Here is a 17,235-nt window from a genome sequence, read left to right as displayed (position 1 = left end):
CTAACCAGACATCAGCCGCAGATCAGGTAGAGCTCCCGGGAGAGGATTCGAACCCCTATAATCAGGACCAAAACCTGACGTCCTGCCATTAGACGACCCGGGATGGGCTAAAACGGACAAAAGTTGTCGCTAACTGGACTCCTACACCTTAGCGTCCCGCTGTCCTGACACCATCGGCCATACCCTTCATGATCCCTTCGATCTTCCAATACAACCGACGGGACCGAGGCACCTCGACACTCAGACAGCCCCGATAGGCTTCGCCCGTGTTACGGCGCACGGTTGTCGGGCGATGCCGCTTTATCGTCGAAGGCTGGAACGCCTCGGCCGACACGCCGATCTGCTCAGCCCACCAGCCGACTGCCTGGGCAGCATCGGCCGACTCGTGGATCGCGACCCGATAGCGCAGCGCCTCACGCCGTTCACCCAACGCCTCCACGAACTCAATGAACAGGGCGATCAACGCCGGGTCGCTGTTCACGAAGCGGACCCGGCAGTCGTGTGGCCGCCAGGGCTTGGCTTTGCTGCCCTCAGCCCAGTAGAGGGCAGCCCCGACCAGCACGAGGTCGCGATAGCGCAGGCTCTTGACCCAGGCAGCGGCGGCGTCCACCGTCGCGGCCCGTGCGGCATCGCGGGCCTGACGATGCTCATCCCACTGCGCATCAGTCATCAACTTGGAGTGGGCACGCCGGCGCTGGCGTTCCTCTTCGGGGTCGCGCTCGAGCGGGATGTGTCGGACCCAGAGGTACGCCGTCGACCGGCTCACCCCGAGCCGTCGCGCGATCTCCGGTACCGGATGGCCCGTCGAGCGCAGCGCCACCGCCTCCGCACGCAGGTCGTCCTTTGCCCTGGGGCGTCGGACCCGGTCCGGCGCGGGGACGCCCCGCAGCATCTCGTAGATCCGGTTGCGGCCGAGGCCCGTGCGGGCCCGGATCTCCCGGACCGAGAGCTGCTCCTCGGTACGCAGTCGGCGCACTTCGGTGGCGTCGATACCAGCCATGTGGTGCAGGTTAGGACGAGCGTGCGACACGTCAGGCATCCATTCGCACCGCTGTCTGATGCGATCTTCCGGGCCCTTAAGTTACGGTGACGTAGGCGTAGATTGCAGACCGATCGACCCCTGCGAGGTGCCATGTCCGCCGCCGTTCTCGACCCGCAACCGACCAGCCCCAAGCCCCTCACCCAGGGCACCCAGTCACGCGGCATTCTGATCGCGCTGTGGTCCTTCGTGGTGATCCCGTTCGCGGCGCTGATCGCCGCCGTGCCGGTGGCCTGGGGTGGCTGGCTCAGCTGGGTCGACGTGGGCATCGCGGCCTTCTGGTACGTGGTGTCGGGCCTGGGCATCACGGTCGGCTACCACCGCTACTTCACCCACGGCTCGTTCAAGGCGAAGCGGTGGCTGCGCATCGCGATGGCCGCCTCGGGCTCACTCGCCGTGCAGGGCGAGATCATCCAGTGGGTCGCCGACCACCGGCGGCACCACGCCTTCTCCGACCTGGAGGGGGACCCGCACTCGCCGTGGCGGTTCGGCACCACCGTGCGGGGTCTGATCAAGGGCCTGTTCCACGCGCACATGGGCTGGCTGTTCGGCCGGGAGTTGTCCAACCGGGAGCGCTTCGCGCCGGATCTGGTGGCCGACCGGGACATCCGGCGGATGGACCGGTTCTTTCCGGTGCTGGTGATCGTCTCGGTGCTCGGGCCGGCGGCGATGGGCTGGCTGTTGACGTGGTCCTGGCAGGGGGCGTTGACCGCGCTGTTCTGGGCCGGCCTGGTCCGCATCTCGTTGCTGCACCACGTCACCTGGTCGATCAACTCGGTGTGCCACGTGTACGGAGAGCGGCCGTTCATGATGCGCCACGGCGACCGGGCGGCGAACTTCTGGCCCCTGGCGCTGGTGTCCTTCGGGGAGAGTTGGCACAACCTGCACCATGCCGATCCGACTAGCGCCCGGCACGGTGTCCTGCGGGGGCAGATCGATATCTCGGCCCGGGTGATCTGGCTGTTCGAGAAGGTCGGCGCGGCGTGGGACGTGCGCTGGCCGAAGCCGGAACGGATCGCGGCGAAGCTGGCCAAGCCGGCGGCCCAGCGGTAACCGGGCGGCCAACCCGCAAGTTACCTGGCAGTATGTTCGGGTGACCGGGCGGAAAACAGGCAGCATCCCACGACAGGGCGTCACCGAGCGCCAGCGAGGTGACGAGATGGCCGAGACTCCCCAGGTGGCGGGCGGCAAACGGCGGCGGGCGGTGCCCGCCGCCGCAGTCAAGCCGACGTCCCGGGTACGCATGTCCGCCGCTCAGCGTCGCGAGCAGTTGATCTCGATTGGTCGGCAGATCTTCGCCGAGCGCGGCTTCGACGCCACCTCCATCGAGGAGGTGGCGTCGCGTGCGAAGGTTTCCAAGCCGGTGGTCTACGAACACTTCGGCGGCAAGGAAGGGCTCTACGCGGTGGTGGTGGACCGGGAGGTCCGGGCCCTGCTGGACCGGATCACCACGGCGCTGACGGCAGGTCATCCGCGGGAGTTGCTGGAGCAGGCCGCGCTGGCCCTGCTCGGTTACATCGAGGAGGAGACCAGCGGGTTCCGGGTGCTGGTACGGGAGTCGCCGGTGCTCTCGGCGACCGGCAACTTCAGCAGCGTGATGAACGACGTGGCGCACCAGGTGGAGCACATTCTCGGCGCGGAGTTCTCCAGTCGCGGCTACGACCCGAAGCTGGCGGAGTTGTACGCGCAGGCGCTGGTGGGCATGGTCGCGTTGACCGGCCGGTGGTGGTTGGAGGTGCGGAAGCCGCGCAAGGAGACGGTGGCCGCGCACCTGGTCAATCTCTCCTGGAACGGGTTGTCGCATCTGGAGTCCAAGCCGGGTCTGATCACAGCAGGCGGTCGCTGACCCGCCGGCGATCCTCCTCGAACACGCTCAGCGGCGGTGGATCTCGGCGACCGGGTGGTTCCGGCGACTCCGCTCGGCCTCGGCGTCCTCATGCGGGCCGACCTTGTCGTAGAGGCCGGTGCCGAGCAGGATCAGCCCGAAGAGCATCGAGACGACCACCGTCGACATGGAGAAGTTCAGGAAGTTGGCGTCGGTCTGGAGCACCGACATCATCAGGATGCTGGTGACCAGGAAGACGGCTCCGGCGGTGAGGTTCATGTAGTGGCCCAGGTTGGTTCGCTGGGACGCCCCGATGATGAGCACGATGCCGAAGGCGACGGAGGCCAGCGAGAAGGCCAGGTTGGTGCGGAGGCCGAGAGCCCAGTCGCCGTTCCGGCCGAACAGCGGATCGCCCCAGGTGAGCGCGGTCCCCCAGACGCCGAAGATCAGGATGTAGAGCCCGACCAGACCGGACAGCGCCCGGTAGAACGGCCGCGCCGGATGGTTGACCGGAAAATGCGGCATCGGCTCCTCCATGCGAAGCGGGACAACAACGACATTGTCCCCCACTCGCGCAGCCCGCGTCCCCCGAACGCCAACAGCAGCAACCAACCGCGAGGCTGCCCGAGGCGCAACAGGCACCTCAAGATCCCCGCCCTCCGGTCGGGCGCTCCGCAGGGATGCGCAACCCCGACAGGTTTTCGCCGGAGCCCGACCCGCGCAGGGATCAAGCCTGACCGCCCGGAGCGGGTCGGGCTCCGGCGAAAACCCCAACCGGAACCAGCCAGAAAGCAAAACCTCAGAGCACGAGCCGAGCCTTCTGCCACGCCTCGTGCTCGTCGTCGCTGCCGACCTTGCCGTACATGCCGGCCATCAGCAGCACCAGGCTGAGCACCATCTGGACGATCACCGTGGCGACGCTCAGGTTGAAGATGTTGGCCTCGGTCCGGATGAAGGCGAGGCCCGCCAGGCTGACCACCATGATCAGGTACGCCGACCACTGGTTGATCAGCACGTCGAGGTTGCGCCCGATGGCGGTGCCGGCCAGCACGATCGCGCCGACCACGATGTTGAACAGGGAGAAGCCGAGGTTGGTGCCCTGCCCCAGGGCCTGGGTGTCGCCCTGGCCGAAGAAGGGCTCGCCGGTGCTGGTCAGGAGGCCGATCACACCGAAGGCCACCAGGTACAGACCGATCAGCCCGCCGATCGCCCGGTAGATCGGCCGCGCGGGGTGGTTGACGGGGGTGTGGGCCATGTCTGTGTCTCCAACGCCGTTGGTTGAGGGTCGACGGCGATTCTCCCGCATCCGGTTGTGTGACGCCGCACACGGGGTCCCGGCACGCCACGCCGGGTGGCGTGCCGGTCGGGGGTGGGCGGGTCAGCTCGCGGGGATCTCGTCGGCCAGGGTGAGCCAGGCCTGCTCGGCCTCCTCCCGCTCGCCGCGTACCTGGGTGAGCTGGGCGTCCAGCTCGGCCACCCTGGTGTAGTCGGTGGCGTTCGCGGCGAGCTGGTCCAGCAGCACGGCTTCCTTCTGTTCCAGCTTGCCGACCTGCCGTTCGAGCCGGGACAGTTCCTTGCGGGCTTGCCGGGCCTCGGCGGCGCTCATCCCGCCGGAGGCCGGGACGCTGGTCGGTGCCGCGGGTGCCGGGGTACGGCCGAGCCCTGGCCGGTCGTTGACCCGGGCGAGGTATTCGTCGACACCGCCGGGCAGGTGCACCAGCCGGCCGTCGCCGAACATGCCGTACGCCGAGTCGGTCACCCGCTCGATGAGGTAGCGGTCGTGGCTGGCCACCACGATCGTGCCGGGCCAGGAGTCGAGCAGGTCCTCCAACGCGGCGAGGGTGTCGGTGTCGAGGTCGTTTGTGGGTTCGTCGAGCAGCAGCACGTTCGGTTCGCCGGCCAGCAGTCGCAGCATCTGGAGCCGACGCCGCTCGCCGCCGGAGAGGTCGCCGACCGGGGTCCAGAGGCGCCGGTCGTCGAAGCCGAACACCTCGGCGAGCTGGGCGGCGGAGATCTCCCGATCGCCGAGGCGGACCCGCCGGGCGACCTCCTCGACGGCTTCGAGGACACGCAGGTCGCTGGGCAGTTCGGCGAGTTCCTGGGAGAGGAAGGCGGGCCGTACGGTGCTGCCGGTGACCAGCCGCCCGCTGTCGGGGCGGGTGACGCCGGCCAGCATCCGTAGCAGGGTGGTCTTGCCCGCGCCGTTGGCGCCGAGGATGGCGACCCGGTCGCCGGGGCCGACCTGCCAGGTGGCGTCGTCGAGGATGGTCTTGGGACCGGCGTGCAGCCGGACGTGCTCCAGGTCGTACACCTGCTTGCCGAGCCGGGCGGTGGCGAGCCGTTGCAGCGACATGGCGTCGCGCGGCGGCGGCACGTCGGCGATGAGGGCGTTGGCGGCGTCGATGCGGAACTTCGGCTTCGAGGTGCGGGCCGGGGGGCCACGGCGCAGCCAGGCGATTTCCTTGCGGAGCAGGTTCTGCCGGCGGGCCTCGGTGGCGGCGGCGATTCGTTCCCGCTCGGCGCGGGCGAGGATCCAGGCGGCGTAGCCACCCTCGTAGGCGTGGACGGTCTGGTCGGCGACTTCCCAGGTGGTGGTGCAGACGGCGTCGAGGAACCAGCGGTCGTGGGTGACCACGACCAGGGCACCCTTGCGGCTGAGCAGGTGCCGGGCCAGCCAGTCGACGCCACTGACGTCGAGGTGGTTGGTGGGCTCGTCGAGGATGAGCAGGTCGGCTTCGCGGACCAGCAGCGCGGCCAGTGCCACCCTCCGGCGCTCGCCACCGGACATCGGCCCGACCGGGGCGTCGAGGCCCAGGTGCGGCATGCCGAGCCCGTCGAGGATGGCGCGTACGCCGGCGTCGCCGGCCCATTCGTGCTCCGCGCCCATGCTCTCGGCGAGCCACTCGGTGCCGAGGACGACGTCCCGGACGGTGGCCTCGGGGCTGAGGGTGAGATTCTGTGGCAGCCAGGCGACGCGCAGGTCGCGGCGGTGGGTGACTCGGCCGTCGTCGGGCTGCTCGGTGCGGGTCAGCATCCGTAGCAGGGTGGACTTGCCGGCGCCATTGAGCCCGACGACGCCGATCCGATCGGCGTCCTCCAGGCCGAGCGAGACATCGGTGAGCAGTGGCCCGGCCGCGCCGTAGCCCTTGGACACCCGGTCCAGGTTGACGATGTTGGCCACGTACCCACCTTTCATGATCAAGGCGTCCCGGTGCCGGCTGGCACCTGGGGACGCCTGTCGTTCCAGGGTACGCGGAGCATCCCCACCCTCCGGCGCCCGAGGGCGGTCCGTCGGCGTCAGCTGACGCGGGCGCCGTGTACCGGGCCGTGGGCGACGCGGGCCTGTCGGCACACCCCGGCGGCCTCCAGTTCGGCGGCGACGCGTTCGGCGTCGGCGGCGTCGGCGGTGAGGAACACGCAGGTGGGTCCCGAGCCGGAGACGATGCCGGCCAACGCCCCGGCCGCCTCGCCGGCCTTCAGGGTGTTCGCCAGTGACGGTCGCATGGCCAGGGCGGCGTCCTGGAGGTCGTTGCCGAGGGTCGGTGCGAGTACCCGGGGGTCGCGCTGCCGCAGTGCGGCGAGCAGGCCGTCGGTGCTGCCCAGCGGCGGACCGGCGGCACCTGTCTCGCGGAGCCGGTCGAGTTCCCGGTACGCCTGTGGGGTGGACAGGCCGCCGTCGGCGATGGCGACCACCCAGTGCCAGGAGGTGGGTCGGGCCAGCACCGGGCTGACCGCCTCACCCCGGCCGGTGCCCAGCGCGGTACCGCCGTGGATCAGGAAGGGCACGTCCGAGCCGAGGTCGGCGGCGATGCTCGCCAACTCGTCACGGGACAGGCCGGTGCCCCACAGGGCGTCGCAGGCGACCAGGGCGGCCGCGGCGTCGGCGCTACCGCCGGCGAGCCCACCGGCCAGCGGGATCTGCTTGCGCAGGTGCAGCCGGGCATGCGGCATCACGCCGGCGTATCCGGCGAGGGCGTGCGCCGCCCGGATGATCAGGTTGGAGTCGTCGAGGGCGAGTTCCCCGGTGCCCTCGCCCTCCATGGTGAGCGTCAGCGTGTCGCCGCGTCGGGCGGTCAGCTCGTCGTAGATCGAGATCGCGTGGTAGACGGTGTTCAGCTCGTGGTAGCCGTCCCGGCGCAGCGGACCGACCCCCAGGTGCAGGTTGACCTTGGCGGGCACCCGTACCCGGACCGGACCGGTCGCCCCGCGCGGCTCGTCGTCCTCCGGTCGCCAGGCCTCGGTCACGGGATGATGTCCCGGATGGGCAACCGCACGTCGAACGGCTTGGTCACGATCAACTCCTCGGCGGAGTCGGCGACCAGCTCGTAGCGGCCGTCGACAAGGTCGTACGCATACACGTGCACGGGATTCTGCTCGATCCGCCAGTAATGCGGAATCCCGGCGTCGGCGTAGTCGGCGGGCTTCTCCTCGGCGGGCACGGGCTCAGCCTACTGGGCTGCCGGGGTACGGCTCGGGGCCGACGCGGCCACGGCGGCGAACTGCTCGACGGTGAGTGACTCGCCGCGTGCGCCGGGGTCGACGCCGGCCGCGATGAGCGCGGCGGCGGCCCGGTCGGCGCCGCCGGCCCAGCCGGCCAGGGCGGCGCGCAGGGTCTTGCGTCGCTGCGCGAAGGCGGCGTCCACCACCGAGAAGACCTGCTCCCGGGGAACGTCGGCGCGGGGCGGCTCGCGGCGGGTGAAGGCGACCAGACCGGAGTCGACGTTGGGCACCGGCCAGAACACGTTCGGCGGTACCTTCCCGGCGGCACGGGCGTGGGCGTACCAGGCGAGCTTGACCGACGGTATGCCGTACACCTTGGAGCCGGGACCGGCGACGAGCCGGTCGGCGACCTCCTTCTGCACCATCACCAGGCCGTGCCGGAGGCTGGGCAGTTCGGCGAGCAGGTGCAGCACCACGGGTACGGCGACGTTGTAGGGCAGGTTCGCCACCAGCGCGGTGGGCGCCGGGTCGGCCAGGTCGGCGGCGGTGACCCGCAGGGCGTCCGCGTGGTGCACGCTGAGCCGTTCGGCGGCCGGGCCGGCGTGCCGGGCGGCGGTGCCGGCGAGCGCACCGGCCAGCGTGGCGTCGATCTCGACGGCATGCACGTGGGTGGCGGCGGGCAGCAGGGCGAGGGTAAGTGAACCCAGCCCGGGGCCGACCTCCAACGCCACGTCGTCGGGGGCGAGCCCGGCGGTGGCGACGATCCGGCGGACGGTGTTGGGGTCGTGCACGAAGTTCTGGCCGAGCTTCTTGGTGGGTGCGACGCCGAGCCGGGCGGCGAGGTCCCGGATCTCCGCCGGGCCGAGCAGGTCTGCGGCCATAACCCGACAGCGTACGGGTCAGCCGCCGATGCCAGCCGGGTGCCAGGGACCGAAGGCCCGTTCCCCGGTGGCCGAGATGGCGGCGCAGAGTTCGTCGAGGTCGGCGCCGGTGGCAACGGCCAGCGCCCGGACGGTCAGCGGGATCAGGTACGAGGCGTTGGGCCGGCCACGGTGCGGGACGGGGGTGAGGTACGGCGCGTCGGTCTCCACCAGGATCTGGTCCAGCGGGGTCAGCGCGGCAGCCTCCCGCAGCGCCCCGGCACTGGCGAAGGTGACCGTGCCGGCGAAGCTGAGCAGGTAGCCCCGGCGGACGCACTCGGCGGCGAACTCGGCGTCGCCGGAGAAGCAGTGCATCACCACCGTGTCCGGTGCGCCCTCGTCGTCGAGGATGCGCAGCACGTCGGCATGCGCGTCCCGGTCGTGGATCACCAGCGTCCGGCCGTACCGCTTGGCGATGGCGATGTGCGCCCGGAAGCTCTCCTCCTGCGCGGCGCGGCCCTCGTCACCGGTACGGTAGCGGTCCATTCCCGTCTCGCCGACACCGCGGACCCGCTCCTGACCGGCCAGCGCCTCGATCTCGCGCAGGGCGCCGTCGAGGTCGGCCAGCCGGGGCGCCTCGTTGGGGTGCAGCGCGACCGTGGCCAGCACCGCCGGGTACCTGCCGGCCACCTCGGTGCCCCAGCGGGAGGAGGCGACGTCCACACCGACCTGCACCAGTCGGTCCACCCCCACGGCGGCGGCGACGTCGATGGCCGTCGCGACCGGGTCGGCGGCGTCGCCACCACCGGGTACCCCGGCCTCGCTGACGGTGATGTCGAGGTGGGTGTGGCTGTCCAGCACCGGTCGGGGCAGCGGCTCGGGTGCGGGTGGGAACTCTCCGGCGCGGCGGGCCGCACGCTGGCTACGGGACTCGGTCGGTTCGCTCATCTCCTCGACAGGATCACACACCGGACGAGTCCACCCGGAAGCCACCCGGAGTTCACCTCGGCTACGCCCCGCGCCCCTACCGTCGCGGAGTGGACGCGCGAAGCGAGCTTTCCCGGCCCGGCGGTACGGCGCCGGAGCGGACCGGTCTGCGGGTGGCGTTCGGCGGCGCGGTGTACCCGGCCGAGGAGATCGCCCGAGGTGCGGCGTACGAGTTGTTCAGCGCCGCCGAGGTGGCCGGTTTCGAATGGGCGCCCCGGGTGAACTCGGCGCTGCCGTGGCGGCGGTTCGTGCACGTCACCGAGGTCGGCGCCGTGTACGGGGAGACCGCTCAGGCCGAGGATCCGGAGCTGCCCCTGCTGGTGCCGTTGCATCGCGAGCGGGGTTGGTCGGAGGTGCACCGGCTCGCCCAGCAGCCGGCCGGCGCGGACGACCCGCTGATCACGGCGGTACGCGCCTCGGCCGGCGTACGGCGGGGCACCCGGATGATGAAGATCCTCTCCGCCCGGCAGCTCGCCGGCTACGTACGCGGCTGGCTGCCGCACGGGTTCTGCTACCGGGAACACGACGTGGCGCATCTGCGTACCCCGACGACGACGAGTGTGCTGCGTACCGACGGCGGGGACGGGCGGGACGGTGCGGACGTGACGTACGCGTTGCGCTGGCGCGCCGCCGACCCGGGCGACTACGACGTGCCGGCGGGCGCGGCGTACCGCGGGTTGGCGGCGCTGGGTGCCCGGGACCGGTTGGGCCCGGCGGTGCTGGGTACCGGCTTCACGCCGAGCAGTCACCACCTGATCCCCGAGTTCGTCACTCGGGACTTCGCCGACCTGCCGATGCCCGCGAACGCCACCCTGCTGGCCTACCCGGCGGAGGGCCTGGAGGTGGTGCTCTACGCCTACCAGGCCGAGCAGCGGGGCTGGCTCCGGATGGTCGGGCCGCAGTGGCGACACCTGCTCGCCGCGGTGCCGGGTCTGTCGCCGGATCAGGAGTACGTGCCGACCGGCGAGGCGCCGCGTTCGACCCGGCTGGTGGGCACGTACGCGGGCGGGGAGTACGAGGCAGTCGCCGACCTGCCCGGCGATTTCCGGGTGCTGGCGCTGACCAGGGCCGCCCGCTACCCGGTCGACGGGGTGAGCCGACGGTTGCGGCTGGCCGCCTGGCGGGGGGTGCCGTGTCTGGTGTTGCGTGAGGAGGCGGGCTGGCTGCGGTTGCGGCTGCGACGTCCGGATCCGGACGCGGTCGCTGCGGTCGGCGCACAGTGTCACGAACGGGGCGTGTACGAGACGTGGGCCCCGGGCGGTGAGGTCACCGACGACCAGGTGGTGGACCACCCGTATCTCCTCTGACCTGGTCTGGCGGGTGGGGTGGCGCAGGAATATCGGATGCCCGCCGGGGAAGCCTCGGTTTCCCACCCTGACAGGAGGACGAGATGCCCTTCATCACCGTCGGCACGGAGAACTCCGCGCCCATCGACCTGTACTACGAGGACCATGGGTCGGGTCAGCCGATCGTGCTGATCCACGGATTCCCCTTCAACGGGGCGACCTGGGAGAAGGTCTCCGGACCGCTGCTCGACGCCGGATACCGGGTGATCACGTACGACCGGCGCGGCTACGGCAACTCGGCACAGCCGGCGTTCGGGTACGACTACGACACCTTCGCCGCCGACCTCGATGTGCTGATGACGGAGCTGGATCTGCGTGACACGATCCTGGTCGGCCACTCGATGGGTACCGGCGAGGTGACCCGCTACCTGGGCGCGTACGGCTCGGATCGGGTGGAACGGGCGGTGCTGCTGGCACCGCTGGCACCGTATCTGCGGAAGGCGCCGGACAACCCCGAGGGTGTCGAGGCGAGCCTCTTCGAGGGGTTCAAGCAGGCGATCACGCAGGACCGGTTCGCCTACCTCACGCAGTTCTGCAACAACTTCTTCAACTACGACGAGAACAAGGGCAAGCTGGTCAGCGAGGAGGCGTACCGGGCGCACTGGAACATCGGGGCGATGGCCTCCGCCAAGGCCACGCACGAAAGCGTGGATGCCTGGGGTACGGACTTCCGGGCCGACGTGTCCCGGATCGACGTGCCGGTGCTGATCGTGCAGGGCGACAAGGACAACGTGCTGCCGTACCCGAAGACCGGCCAGCGGTTGCAGCCGATGCTCGCCGACAGCCGCTTGATCACCCTCAAGGGCGCACCGCACGGTACCCCGTGGACCAACGCCGACGAGGTGAACAAGGCGATCATGGAGTTCATCGGCTCGCCGGCCATGGCCCGCGCCTGACGCAGGCCGAGCCGACGTCCGGCGCGTACCGCCGACGGACGCGCGGCCAGCGACTCACGCCACGGACGCGACCCCGAGCGGGTCGCGCCCGTCGCGCGGACGACCGGACCGTCAGCCTTCGAGCCGGGCCAGTTCCTCGTCGACGATCGAGGGGTCGAGCTTGCGGAAGACCGGCTTGGGCGCCGCGAGCGCCCGGCCCACCACGAGCGGTACCGACTCCCATCTCGCGCCCTGGGTGTAGTCACCGGTCAGCACCGGGTACCCGGGCCCGGCGTCGAGGTCGGCGACCTCCTCGATCACCGGCATCGGTGCGTGCACCCCGGTGCCGCCGAGCAGTTCGTGGATCTTCTGCGCGGAGTGCGGCAGGAACGGGGTGAGCAGCGTGTTGGCGTCGCTGACCACCTGGAGGGCGACGTGCAGGATGGTGCCCATCCGGGGCTTGGCGGCCTCGTCCTTGAGCTTCCACGGCGCCTGCTCGGAGAGGTACCTGTTGGCCTCGGCGACCACCTTCATCGCTTCGCCGATGGCCTGCTTCTGCCGGTGTCTGGCGATCAGGTCGCCGACCGTGCCGAAGCCGGCGCGTGCCACGGCCAGCAGCGCCTCGTCGGCCTCGGTGAGCCCGTCCGGGCCGATCGGTGGGATCTCGCCGAAGTTCTTCGCCGCCATCGAGATGGACCGGTTGACCAGGTTGCCCCAGCCGGCGACCAGTTCGTCGTTGTTGCGGCGCAGGAACTCGGCCCAGGTGAAATCGGTGTCGTTGTTCTCCGGCCCGGCCACCGCGATGAAGTAGCGCAACGCGTCGGCGTCGTACCGCTGGAGGAAGTCCCGGACGTAGATGACCACCCGGCGCGAGGAGGAGAACTTGCGTCCCTCCATGGTCAGGAACTCGCTGGAGACCACCTCGGTGGGCAGGTTGAGCCGTCCGAGCTGGCCTGGTTCGCCGCCCCGGCTGCCCTCGCCGGAGTAGCCGGACAGCAGCGCGGGCCAGATCACCGAGTGGAAGACGATGTTGTCCTTGCCCATGAAGTAGTAGGACTGCGAGTCCTTTCCCTCACCATCGGTGGACCACCACTTCCGCCAGGCCTCCGGGTCGCCGGTGCGGCGGGCCCACTCGATGGACGCGGACAGGTAGCCGATGACGGCGTCGAACCACACGTAGATCCGCTTGTCGGTGCGCTCACGCCAGCCGTCGAGCGGGATCGGTACCCCCCACTCCAGGTCGCGGGTGATGGCCCGGGGGTGCAGATCGTCAAGCAGGTTCCGGGAGAAGCGCAGCACGTTCGGGCGCCAGCCCTCCCGGGTGTCCAGCCACTGCCGCAGCACGTCGGCCAGGGCGGGCAGGTCGAGGAAGAAGTGCTCGGTCTCGACGAACTCCGGCGTCTCCCCGTTGATCTTCGAGCGGGGGTTGATCAGGTCGATCGGGTCGAGCTGGTTGCCGCAGTTGTCGCACTGGTCGCCACGGGCACTATCGTAGCCGCAGATCGGGCAGGTGCCCTCGATGTACCGGTCGGGCAAGGTCCGTCCGGTGGACGGCGAGATGGCCCCCATGGTGGTCTTCGGCACGATGTATCCGTTGCGGTACATCCCCTCGAACAGCTCCTGCACCACGGCGTAGTGGTTGCCGGTGGTGGTACGGGTGAACAGGTCGTAGGAGAGGCCGAGGCCGTGCAGGTCCTCGACGATCACCCGGTTGTACCGGTCGGCCAGTTCCCGCGGCTTGAGCCCTTCGGCGTCGGCCTGCACCTGGATCGGGGTGCCGTGCTCGTCGGTGCCGGAGACCATGAGCACGTCGTGGCCGGCCATCCGCATGTACCGGGCGAAGACGTCGGAGGGAACGCCGAAACCGGAGACGTGGCCGATGTGGCGCGGACCGTTGGCGTACGGCCAGGCCACTGCCGCGAGAACGTAACTCATGGACAGAAAGCCTAGTGACCCCCGCGAGGTGACCGCGAACCAATAGGGGTCCCCGGTCGGCCCGAGGACCGAACCGCCGTCGGCAAATAGTCCGAATTGTCGTCGACACGCTGCCTGAGCTGCCTGATCAACCACCCTCACGGGTGTCCAATGAACTCGTGACTGGCAGCCGAGCCGCCCGAGACCACTCCGACGGCCCTCCCCCCGACGCCGGGTCGGATTCCACCGCGACGGCGCCGCGCACCCAGACGGTGGCTCCCCAGCCCCGCGCGGTGCCCTCGGCGGCACCCGAGGGTGCGGCCGGCGCGACCGGGCCGGACCGGGCCGATCCCGCCACCGTCGAGTCACGAAGCGGAGGCGAGGTGGAGCCGACGACCGGCGCGCCGGTGGACACGCTGCCGCGGCGGGTCCCGGTCCGGCCGGCCGGGCGTCGGGGCCGCCGGCACCGGTCGCGCGACGACGGTACGCCGGACGAGGACACCTTCTGGGCACCGATCGAGCAGGTGCACTGGGACGGCACGCCGGTGCGGCAGGAGGAGCCCGGCGACGTCGATCCGTGGTGGAAGCGGTTCCGACCGGTACTGCGGCGCCGGGAACGGAGCAGCCATCCGCCGGATCCCCTGGCGGGGTTGTCCGTGTTGATCGGGTTGAGCCTCGCGGCGGCCTTCTTCGCCTGGGTCAGCGCCGGCCCGCTCTGGCTCGCCGTCGGGCACGCGACCTCCGGCACGGTGGTTGTCACCAGGTGCACCGGCGACGGCCTGACCCAGCGGTGCCGGGGCATCTTCACGGCGGCGGAGGAGGAGTTCCGGATCCACGGCGTACGGGTCAGCGGGGTATCCCGGGACCGTGCCGTGCCCGGTTCGGCCCTGCCCGCCCGGGTGACCGGCCCGGACGGACACGTCGCGTACGCCGACCGCGGGGTGGGCGCTCAGCTGCGCTGGCTGCTCGGGGTGCTCGGGGTGCTCGGCTGCGCGGTGGGCATCGCCCGCTGGACCGGTGCGACCCGGCTGCCCGATCCGGCTGAGCGGCGTTGGGCGGTCGCCGCCTCGCTGGCCGGCCCGCTGCTGACCGCCCTCGGCTTCCTGATCGCCGCCTGGTAGCACCCAGGTTCACTGGTGCACGAGCGCGTAGACGTCGCGCCGGCGCAACCCGTACTCGGCCGCGACGTCAGTGATCGCGTCCCGGCGACTCCGGCCCGCCGCCTCCCGCTCGGCCACCGCTGCGCGCAGCGAGTCGTCGTCGGGACGGACGGCAGGTGCGGCGGGCGCGCCGGCCACCACGAGCGTGATCTCGCCGCGCGGGTCGCCGTCGGCGGCCCACCGGGCCAGCTCACCGAGCGGGCGACGCAGCACCTCCTCGTAGGTCTTGGTCAGCTCCCGGCAGAGTGCGGCGGGCCGGTCTGCGCCGAACGCGGCGGCCAGGTCGGTCAACGCGGCGGCGATCCGGTGCGGCGCTTCGAAGAGGACCAGCGTCCGTTCCTCGGCGGCCAGTGCCCGCAGCCGGGCGCGCCGGGCGCCGGGGGCACGGGGCAGGAACCCCTCGAAGCAGAACCGGTCGCAGGGCAGTCCGGACAAGGCGAGGGCGGTGGTGACGGCACTGGGACCGGGCGCGGCGGTGACCGGCACCCCGGCGTCCAGGGCGGCGCGGACCAACCGGTAGCCGGGATCGGAGACGCTCGGCATGCCGCCGTCGGTGATCAGCGCGACCACGTATCCCGCGGTGAGCACGTCAACCAGTTCCGGGGTACGCCGCTCCTCGTTGCCCTCGAAGTACGAGACGATCCGACCGGCGATGGTCACGTCGAGGTCGCGGGCGAGCCGGTTCAGCCGACGGGTGTCCTCGGCGGCGACCACGTCGGCCACGGCGAGGGTGTCCCGCAGTCGGCCGGAGGCGTCGGCGGGGTTGCCGAGCGGCGCGCCGAGCAGAATCAGGCGACCGTTTTCGGACATTCCACCCACAGCAGCGCACTCCTTCATCGACGGGCGTACCGGATATGGGGACGACAGGCGCCAGCGACCCCCTTGGCAGCCTACGATCGCCGGGTGACGAGTGCGTCGACAGCACAGAGCGCGAGCCCCGACCAGCCCGCGGAGCCGGGCGCGGCCACAGCCACCGCCCCCGGTCCGGCGAGGGGTGGCGTACCGGCGGCGATCCGCCGCCGGCTGGCCACCGTCGAAGCCGGGCTGGACGACCGTTCGTGGCTGGCCACGGCGGTGGTCGTGGTCATCGCGGCGGTTCTCCGGTTCGCGAATCTCAGCCATCCGCCGGGCAAGATCTTCGACGAGGTCTACTACGCCCGGGACGGCTGGGGGCTGATCGACAAGGGCGTGGAGTGGAACTACACGAACAACGCCCCGTCGTACGTGGTCCACCCGCCGCTGGGCAAGTGGTTGATCGGCTTCGGCGAGTGGGCCTTCGGCTACAGCGACGCCGAGCACGGCATCTCGGTACCCGGTCACCTGTTCACCACCGCGCCGGAGTTCGGCTGGCGCTTCTCGGCGGCCCTGATGGGCACCCTGTCGGTGCTGCTGCTGGTCCGCATCGGCCGCCGGATGTTCCGCTCCACGGTGCTCGGCTGCGCCGCCGGCCTGCTGCTCGCGGTCGACGGATTCCACCTGGTGCTCTCGCGCACCGCGCTGCTCGACATCTTCCTGCTCTTCTTCATCCTGGCCGCCTTCGGCGCGCTGGTGCTGGACCGGGACGCGACCCGCCGCCGGTGGGCCCGGGCACTGGAGTCCGGGCTGGATCCGACCGCCCGGGGGCGTGCCGGCCGCCCGCCCGGCGGCTGGCGGAACTGGCCCTGGTGGCGGCTGGCGACCGGGGTGCTGCTCGGTTGCGCCTTCGCGGTGAAGTGGAGCGCGCTGTTCTTCGTACCCGTCTTCGCGCTGCTGATGCTCCTCTGGGACGTCGGCGCCCGGCGGTCGGCCGGGGTACCCCGACCGTGGCGGGACACCCTGCTCGACGGCGTGCCCTGGATGGTGCTCGCCGGTCTGCTGATGGCGGTGACCTACGTCGCGACGTGGTCCGGCTGGTTGTTCAGCCAGGAGGGCTACTACCGGCTCGCCGAGCGGTACCCGGACGCCGGGCTCAGCGACGCGCCCATCGTCGGTCCGCTGTGGAACCTGATCCAGTACCACCAGGCGGCACTGGGCTTCCACAGCCAGCTCGATGATCCGCACAAGTACCAGTCGTGGCCGTGGCAGTGGCTGCTGCTGGGTCGGCCGGTGGCGTTCCACTGGACCGGCGAGGGCCCCTGTGGCGCGGCGAGCTGCGCCGAGGAGGTGCTGCTGCTGGGTACCCCGCTGCTGTGGTGGTCGTTCCTGCCCGCGCTGGTGGCGCTGGTCTGGCTCGGCCTGGCCCGGCGGGACTGGCGGGCCGGCGCGATCCTGCTCGCCGTGGCGGCCGGGCTGCTGCCCTGGTTCTGGTTCGCCCTCGACGGCCGGACGATGTTCTCCTTCTACGCCGCGCCCACGGTGCCGTTCCTGGTGCTCGCCGTGGTCTACGTGCTCGGTGCGATCGCCTCGCCGGCGGGGCCGAGCGGCACCCAGGCCGTGACCGGTGCCGACGAGGAGGCGAGCCGGGACCGCCGGCTGGTCGGCGGGGTGATCGCCGGGGCGTATGTGGCGCTTGTCGTCCTCTGCTTCGCGTACTTCTACCCGATCTTCGTGGGCCTGGTGTTGCCGTACGAGGACTGGTCGGCGCGGATGTGGTTGGACGGCCGCTGGATCTGACACCACGGAGGGCCCGCACGCCGAGGCGTGCGGGCCCTCCGTCGGGAAATAGGACGCGCCCCGATCGCCTGCCACGGGGGAAGCGGGCGATTGGGGCGCGCACCAGCAGCTTAACCACCAGCGACCGAGGGCACAACGGGGCGGCGTGGGTCAGATTTCCGACGAATGCCGAATGCGACAAGAAGTCGCGGCCACCG

General features: G+C 71.1%; 16 protein-coding genes and 1 tRNA gene. 6 read left to right on the top strand and 11 right to left on the bottom strand.

Going from position 1 to position 17,235, the window contains the following annotated elements; genetic code table 11:
• Positions 1-32: 32 nt before the first annotated feature.
• Together ACFY2A_RS09625 and ACFY2A_RS09620 are read right to left on the bottom strand one after the other, a co-directional pair.
• Positions 33-103 (bottom strand) — tRNA-Gln (locus tag ACFY2A_RS09625).
• Between the two features lie 45 nt (positions 104-148).
• Positions 149-1,000 (bottom strand): helix-turn-helix domain-containing protein, encoded by an 852-nt coding sequence (locus ACFY2A_RS09620; RefSeq protein ID WP_387170270.1) that lies wholly within the window; start codon positions 998-1,000, stop codon positions 149-151.
• Positions 1,001-1,132: 132 nt separating this feature from the next.
• On the opposite strand from ACFY2A_RS09620, the gene ACFY2A_RS09615 reads away from it, so the two are divergent.
• Positions 1,133-2,092 (top strand): acyl-CoA desaturase, encoded by a 960-nt coding sequence (locus ACFY2A_RS09615; protein WP_363923867.1) that lies wholly within the window; start codon positions 1,133-1,135, stop codon positions 2,090-2,092.
• A 106-nt stretch (positions 2,093-2,198) separates the two neighbouring features.
• The gene (locus ACFY2A_RS09610; protein ID WP_387170268.1) at positions 2,199-2,885 is read left to right on the top strand and encodes a TetR family transcriptional regulator; all 687 of its coding nucleotides are present in this window, start codon (positions 2,199-2,201) and stop codon (positions 2,883-2,885) included.
• A 27-nt stretch (positions 2,886-2,912) separates the two neighbouring features.
• Here ACFY2A_RS09610 and ACFY2A_RS09605 read toward each other — a convergent pair whose 3' ends face one another.
• From ACFY2A_RS09605 to ACFY2A_RS09575, 7 genes are all read right to left on the bottom strand, one after another.
• Positions 2,913-3,389, bottom strand: coding sequence for a DUF4383 domain-containing protein (locus ACFY2A_RS09605; protein ID WP_363923869.1), 477 nt, complete (start codon positions 3,387-3,389; stop codon positions 2,913-2,915).
• A 274-nt stretch (positions 3,390-3,663) separates the two neighbouring features.
• Complete coding sequence (locus tag ACFY2A_RS09600) at positions 3,664-4,119, bottom strand: DUF4383 domain-containing protein (RefSeq protein WP_387170266.1); 456 nt, start codon at positions 4,117-4,119, stop codon at positions 3,664-3,666.
• A gap of 123 nt (positions 4,120-4,242) precedes the next feature.
• The gene (locus tag ACFY2A_RS09595) at positions 4,243-6,045 is read right to left on the bottom strand and encodes an ABC-F family ATP-binding cassette domain-containing protein (protein WP_387170264.1); all 1,803 of its coding nucleotides are present in this window, start codon (positions 6,043-6,045) and stop codon (positions 4,243-4,245) included.
• Positions 6,046-6,161: 116 nt separating this feature from the next.
• Positions 6,162-7,109: a 4-(cytidine 5'-diphospho)-2-C-methyl-D-erythritol kinase gene (locus ACFY2A_RS09590; protein WP_363923873.1), complete on the bottom strand. Its 948-nt coding sequence runs from the start codon at positions 7,107-7,109 to the stop codon at positions 6,162-6,164.
• On the bottom strand, positions 7,106-7,303 hold the full coding sequence (locus ACFY2A_RS09585; protein WP_387170262.1) for a Uma2 family endonuclease: 198 nt from the start codon (positions 7,301-7,303) through the stop codon (positions 7,106-7,108). Before ACFY2A_RS09585 ends, ACFY2A_RS09590 begins: the two co-directional genes overlap by 4 nt.
• A 9-nt stretch (positions 7,304-7,312) precedes the next feature.
• A complete protein-coding gene (gene rsmA / locus ACFY2A_RS09580) occupies positions 7,313-8,185 on the bottom strand; it encodes a 16S rRNA (adenine(1518)-N(6)/adenine(1519)-N(6))-dimethyltransferase RsmA (protein ID WP_387170259.1) in 873 nt (290 codons plus the stop codon).
• 18 nt (positions 8,186-8,203) lie between these two features.
• Positions 8,204-9,112 (bottom strand): TatD family hydrolase, encoded by a 909-nt coding sequence (locus tag ACFY2A_RS09575; RefSeq protein ID WP_387170257.1) that lies wholly within the window; start codon positions 9,110-9,112, stop codon positions 8,204-8,206.
• An 89-nt stretch (positions 9,113-9,201) separates the two neighbouring features.
• On the opposite strand from ACFY2A_RS09575, the gene ACFY2A_RS09570 reads away from it, so the two are divergent.
• Together ACFY2A_RS09570 and ACFY2A_RS09565 are read left to right on the top strand one after the other, a co-directional pair.
• The gene (locus ACFY2A_RS09570) at positions 9,202-10,458 is read left to right on the top strand and encodes a hypothetical protein (RefSeq protein WP_387170255.1); all 1,257 of its coding nucleotides are present in this window, start codon (positions 9,202-9,204) and stop codon (positions 10,456-10,458) included.
• Between the two features lie 83 nt (positions 10,459-10,541).
• Positions 10,542-11,393: an alpha/beta fold hydrolase gene (locus tag ACFY2A_RS09565; protein WP_387170253.1), complete on the top strand. Its 852-nt coding sequence runs from the start codon at positions 10,542-10,544 to the stop codon at positions 11,391-11,393.
• A gap of 111 nt (positions 11,394-11,504) precedes the next feature.
• Here ACFY2A_RS09565 and metG read toward each other — a convergent pair whose 3' ends face one another.
• Entirely contained in the window at positions 11,505-13,307 is a 1,803-nt protein-coding gene (metG, locus tag ACFY2A_RS09560; RefSeq protein WP_387170251.1) for a methionine--tRNA ligase, read from the bottom strand.
• 158 nt (positions 13,308-13,465) lie between these two features.
• Between metG and ACFY2A_RS09555 the strand changes: the two genes are divergently transcribed.
• Entirely contained in the window at positions 13,466-14,407 is a 942-nt protein-coding gene (locus ACFY2A_RS09555) for a hypothetical protein (RefSeq protein ID WP_387170249.1), read from the top strand.
• A 9-nt stretch (positions 14,408-14,416) separates the two neighbouring features.
• Here ACFY2A_RS09555 and rsmI read toward each other — a convergent pair whose 3' ends face one another.
• Entirely contained in the window at positions 14,417-15,283 is an 867-nt protein-coding gene (gene rsmI / locus ACFY2A_RS09550; RefSeq protein ID WP_387170247.1) for a 16S rRNA (cytidine(1402)-2'-O)-methyltransferase, read from the bottom strand.
• 66 nt (positions 15,284-15,349) lie between these two features.
• On the opposite strand from rsmI, the gene ACFY2A_RS09545 reads away from it, so the two are divergent.
• On the top strand, positions 15,350-17,038 hold the full coding sequence (locus tag ACFY2A_RS09545) for a dolichyl-phosphate-mannose--protein mannosyltransferase (RefSeq protein WP_387170245.1): 1,689 nt from the start codon (positions 15,350-15,352) through the stop codon (positions 17,036-17,038).
• The last annotated feature ends 197 nt before the right edge of the window (positions 17,039-17,235 follow it).

Source organism: Micromonospora sp. NPDC000442 (assembly GCF_042898635.1).
In the GTDB taxonomy this organism is placed as follows: domain Bacteria; phylum Actinomycetota; class Actinomycetes; order Mycobacteriales; family Micromonosporaceae; genus Micromonospora.
This window is presented reverse-complemented; position numbering and strand designations above follow the sequence as displayed.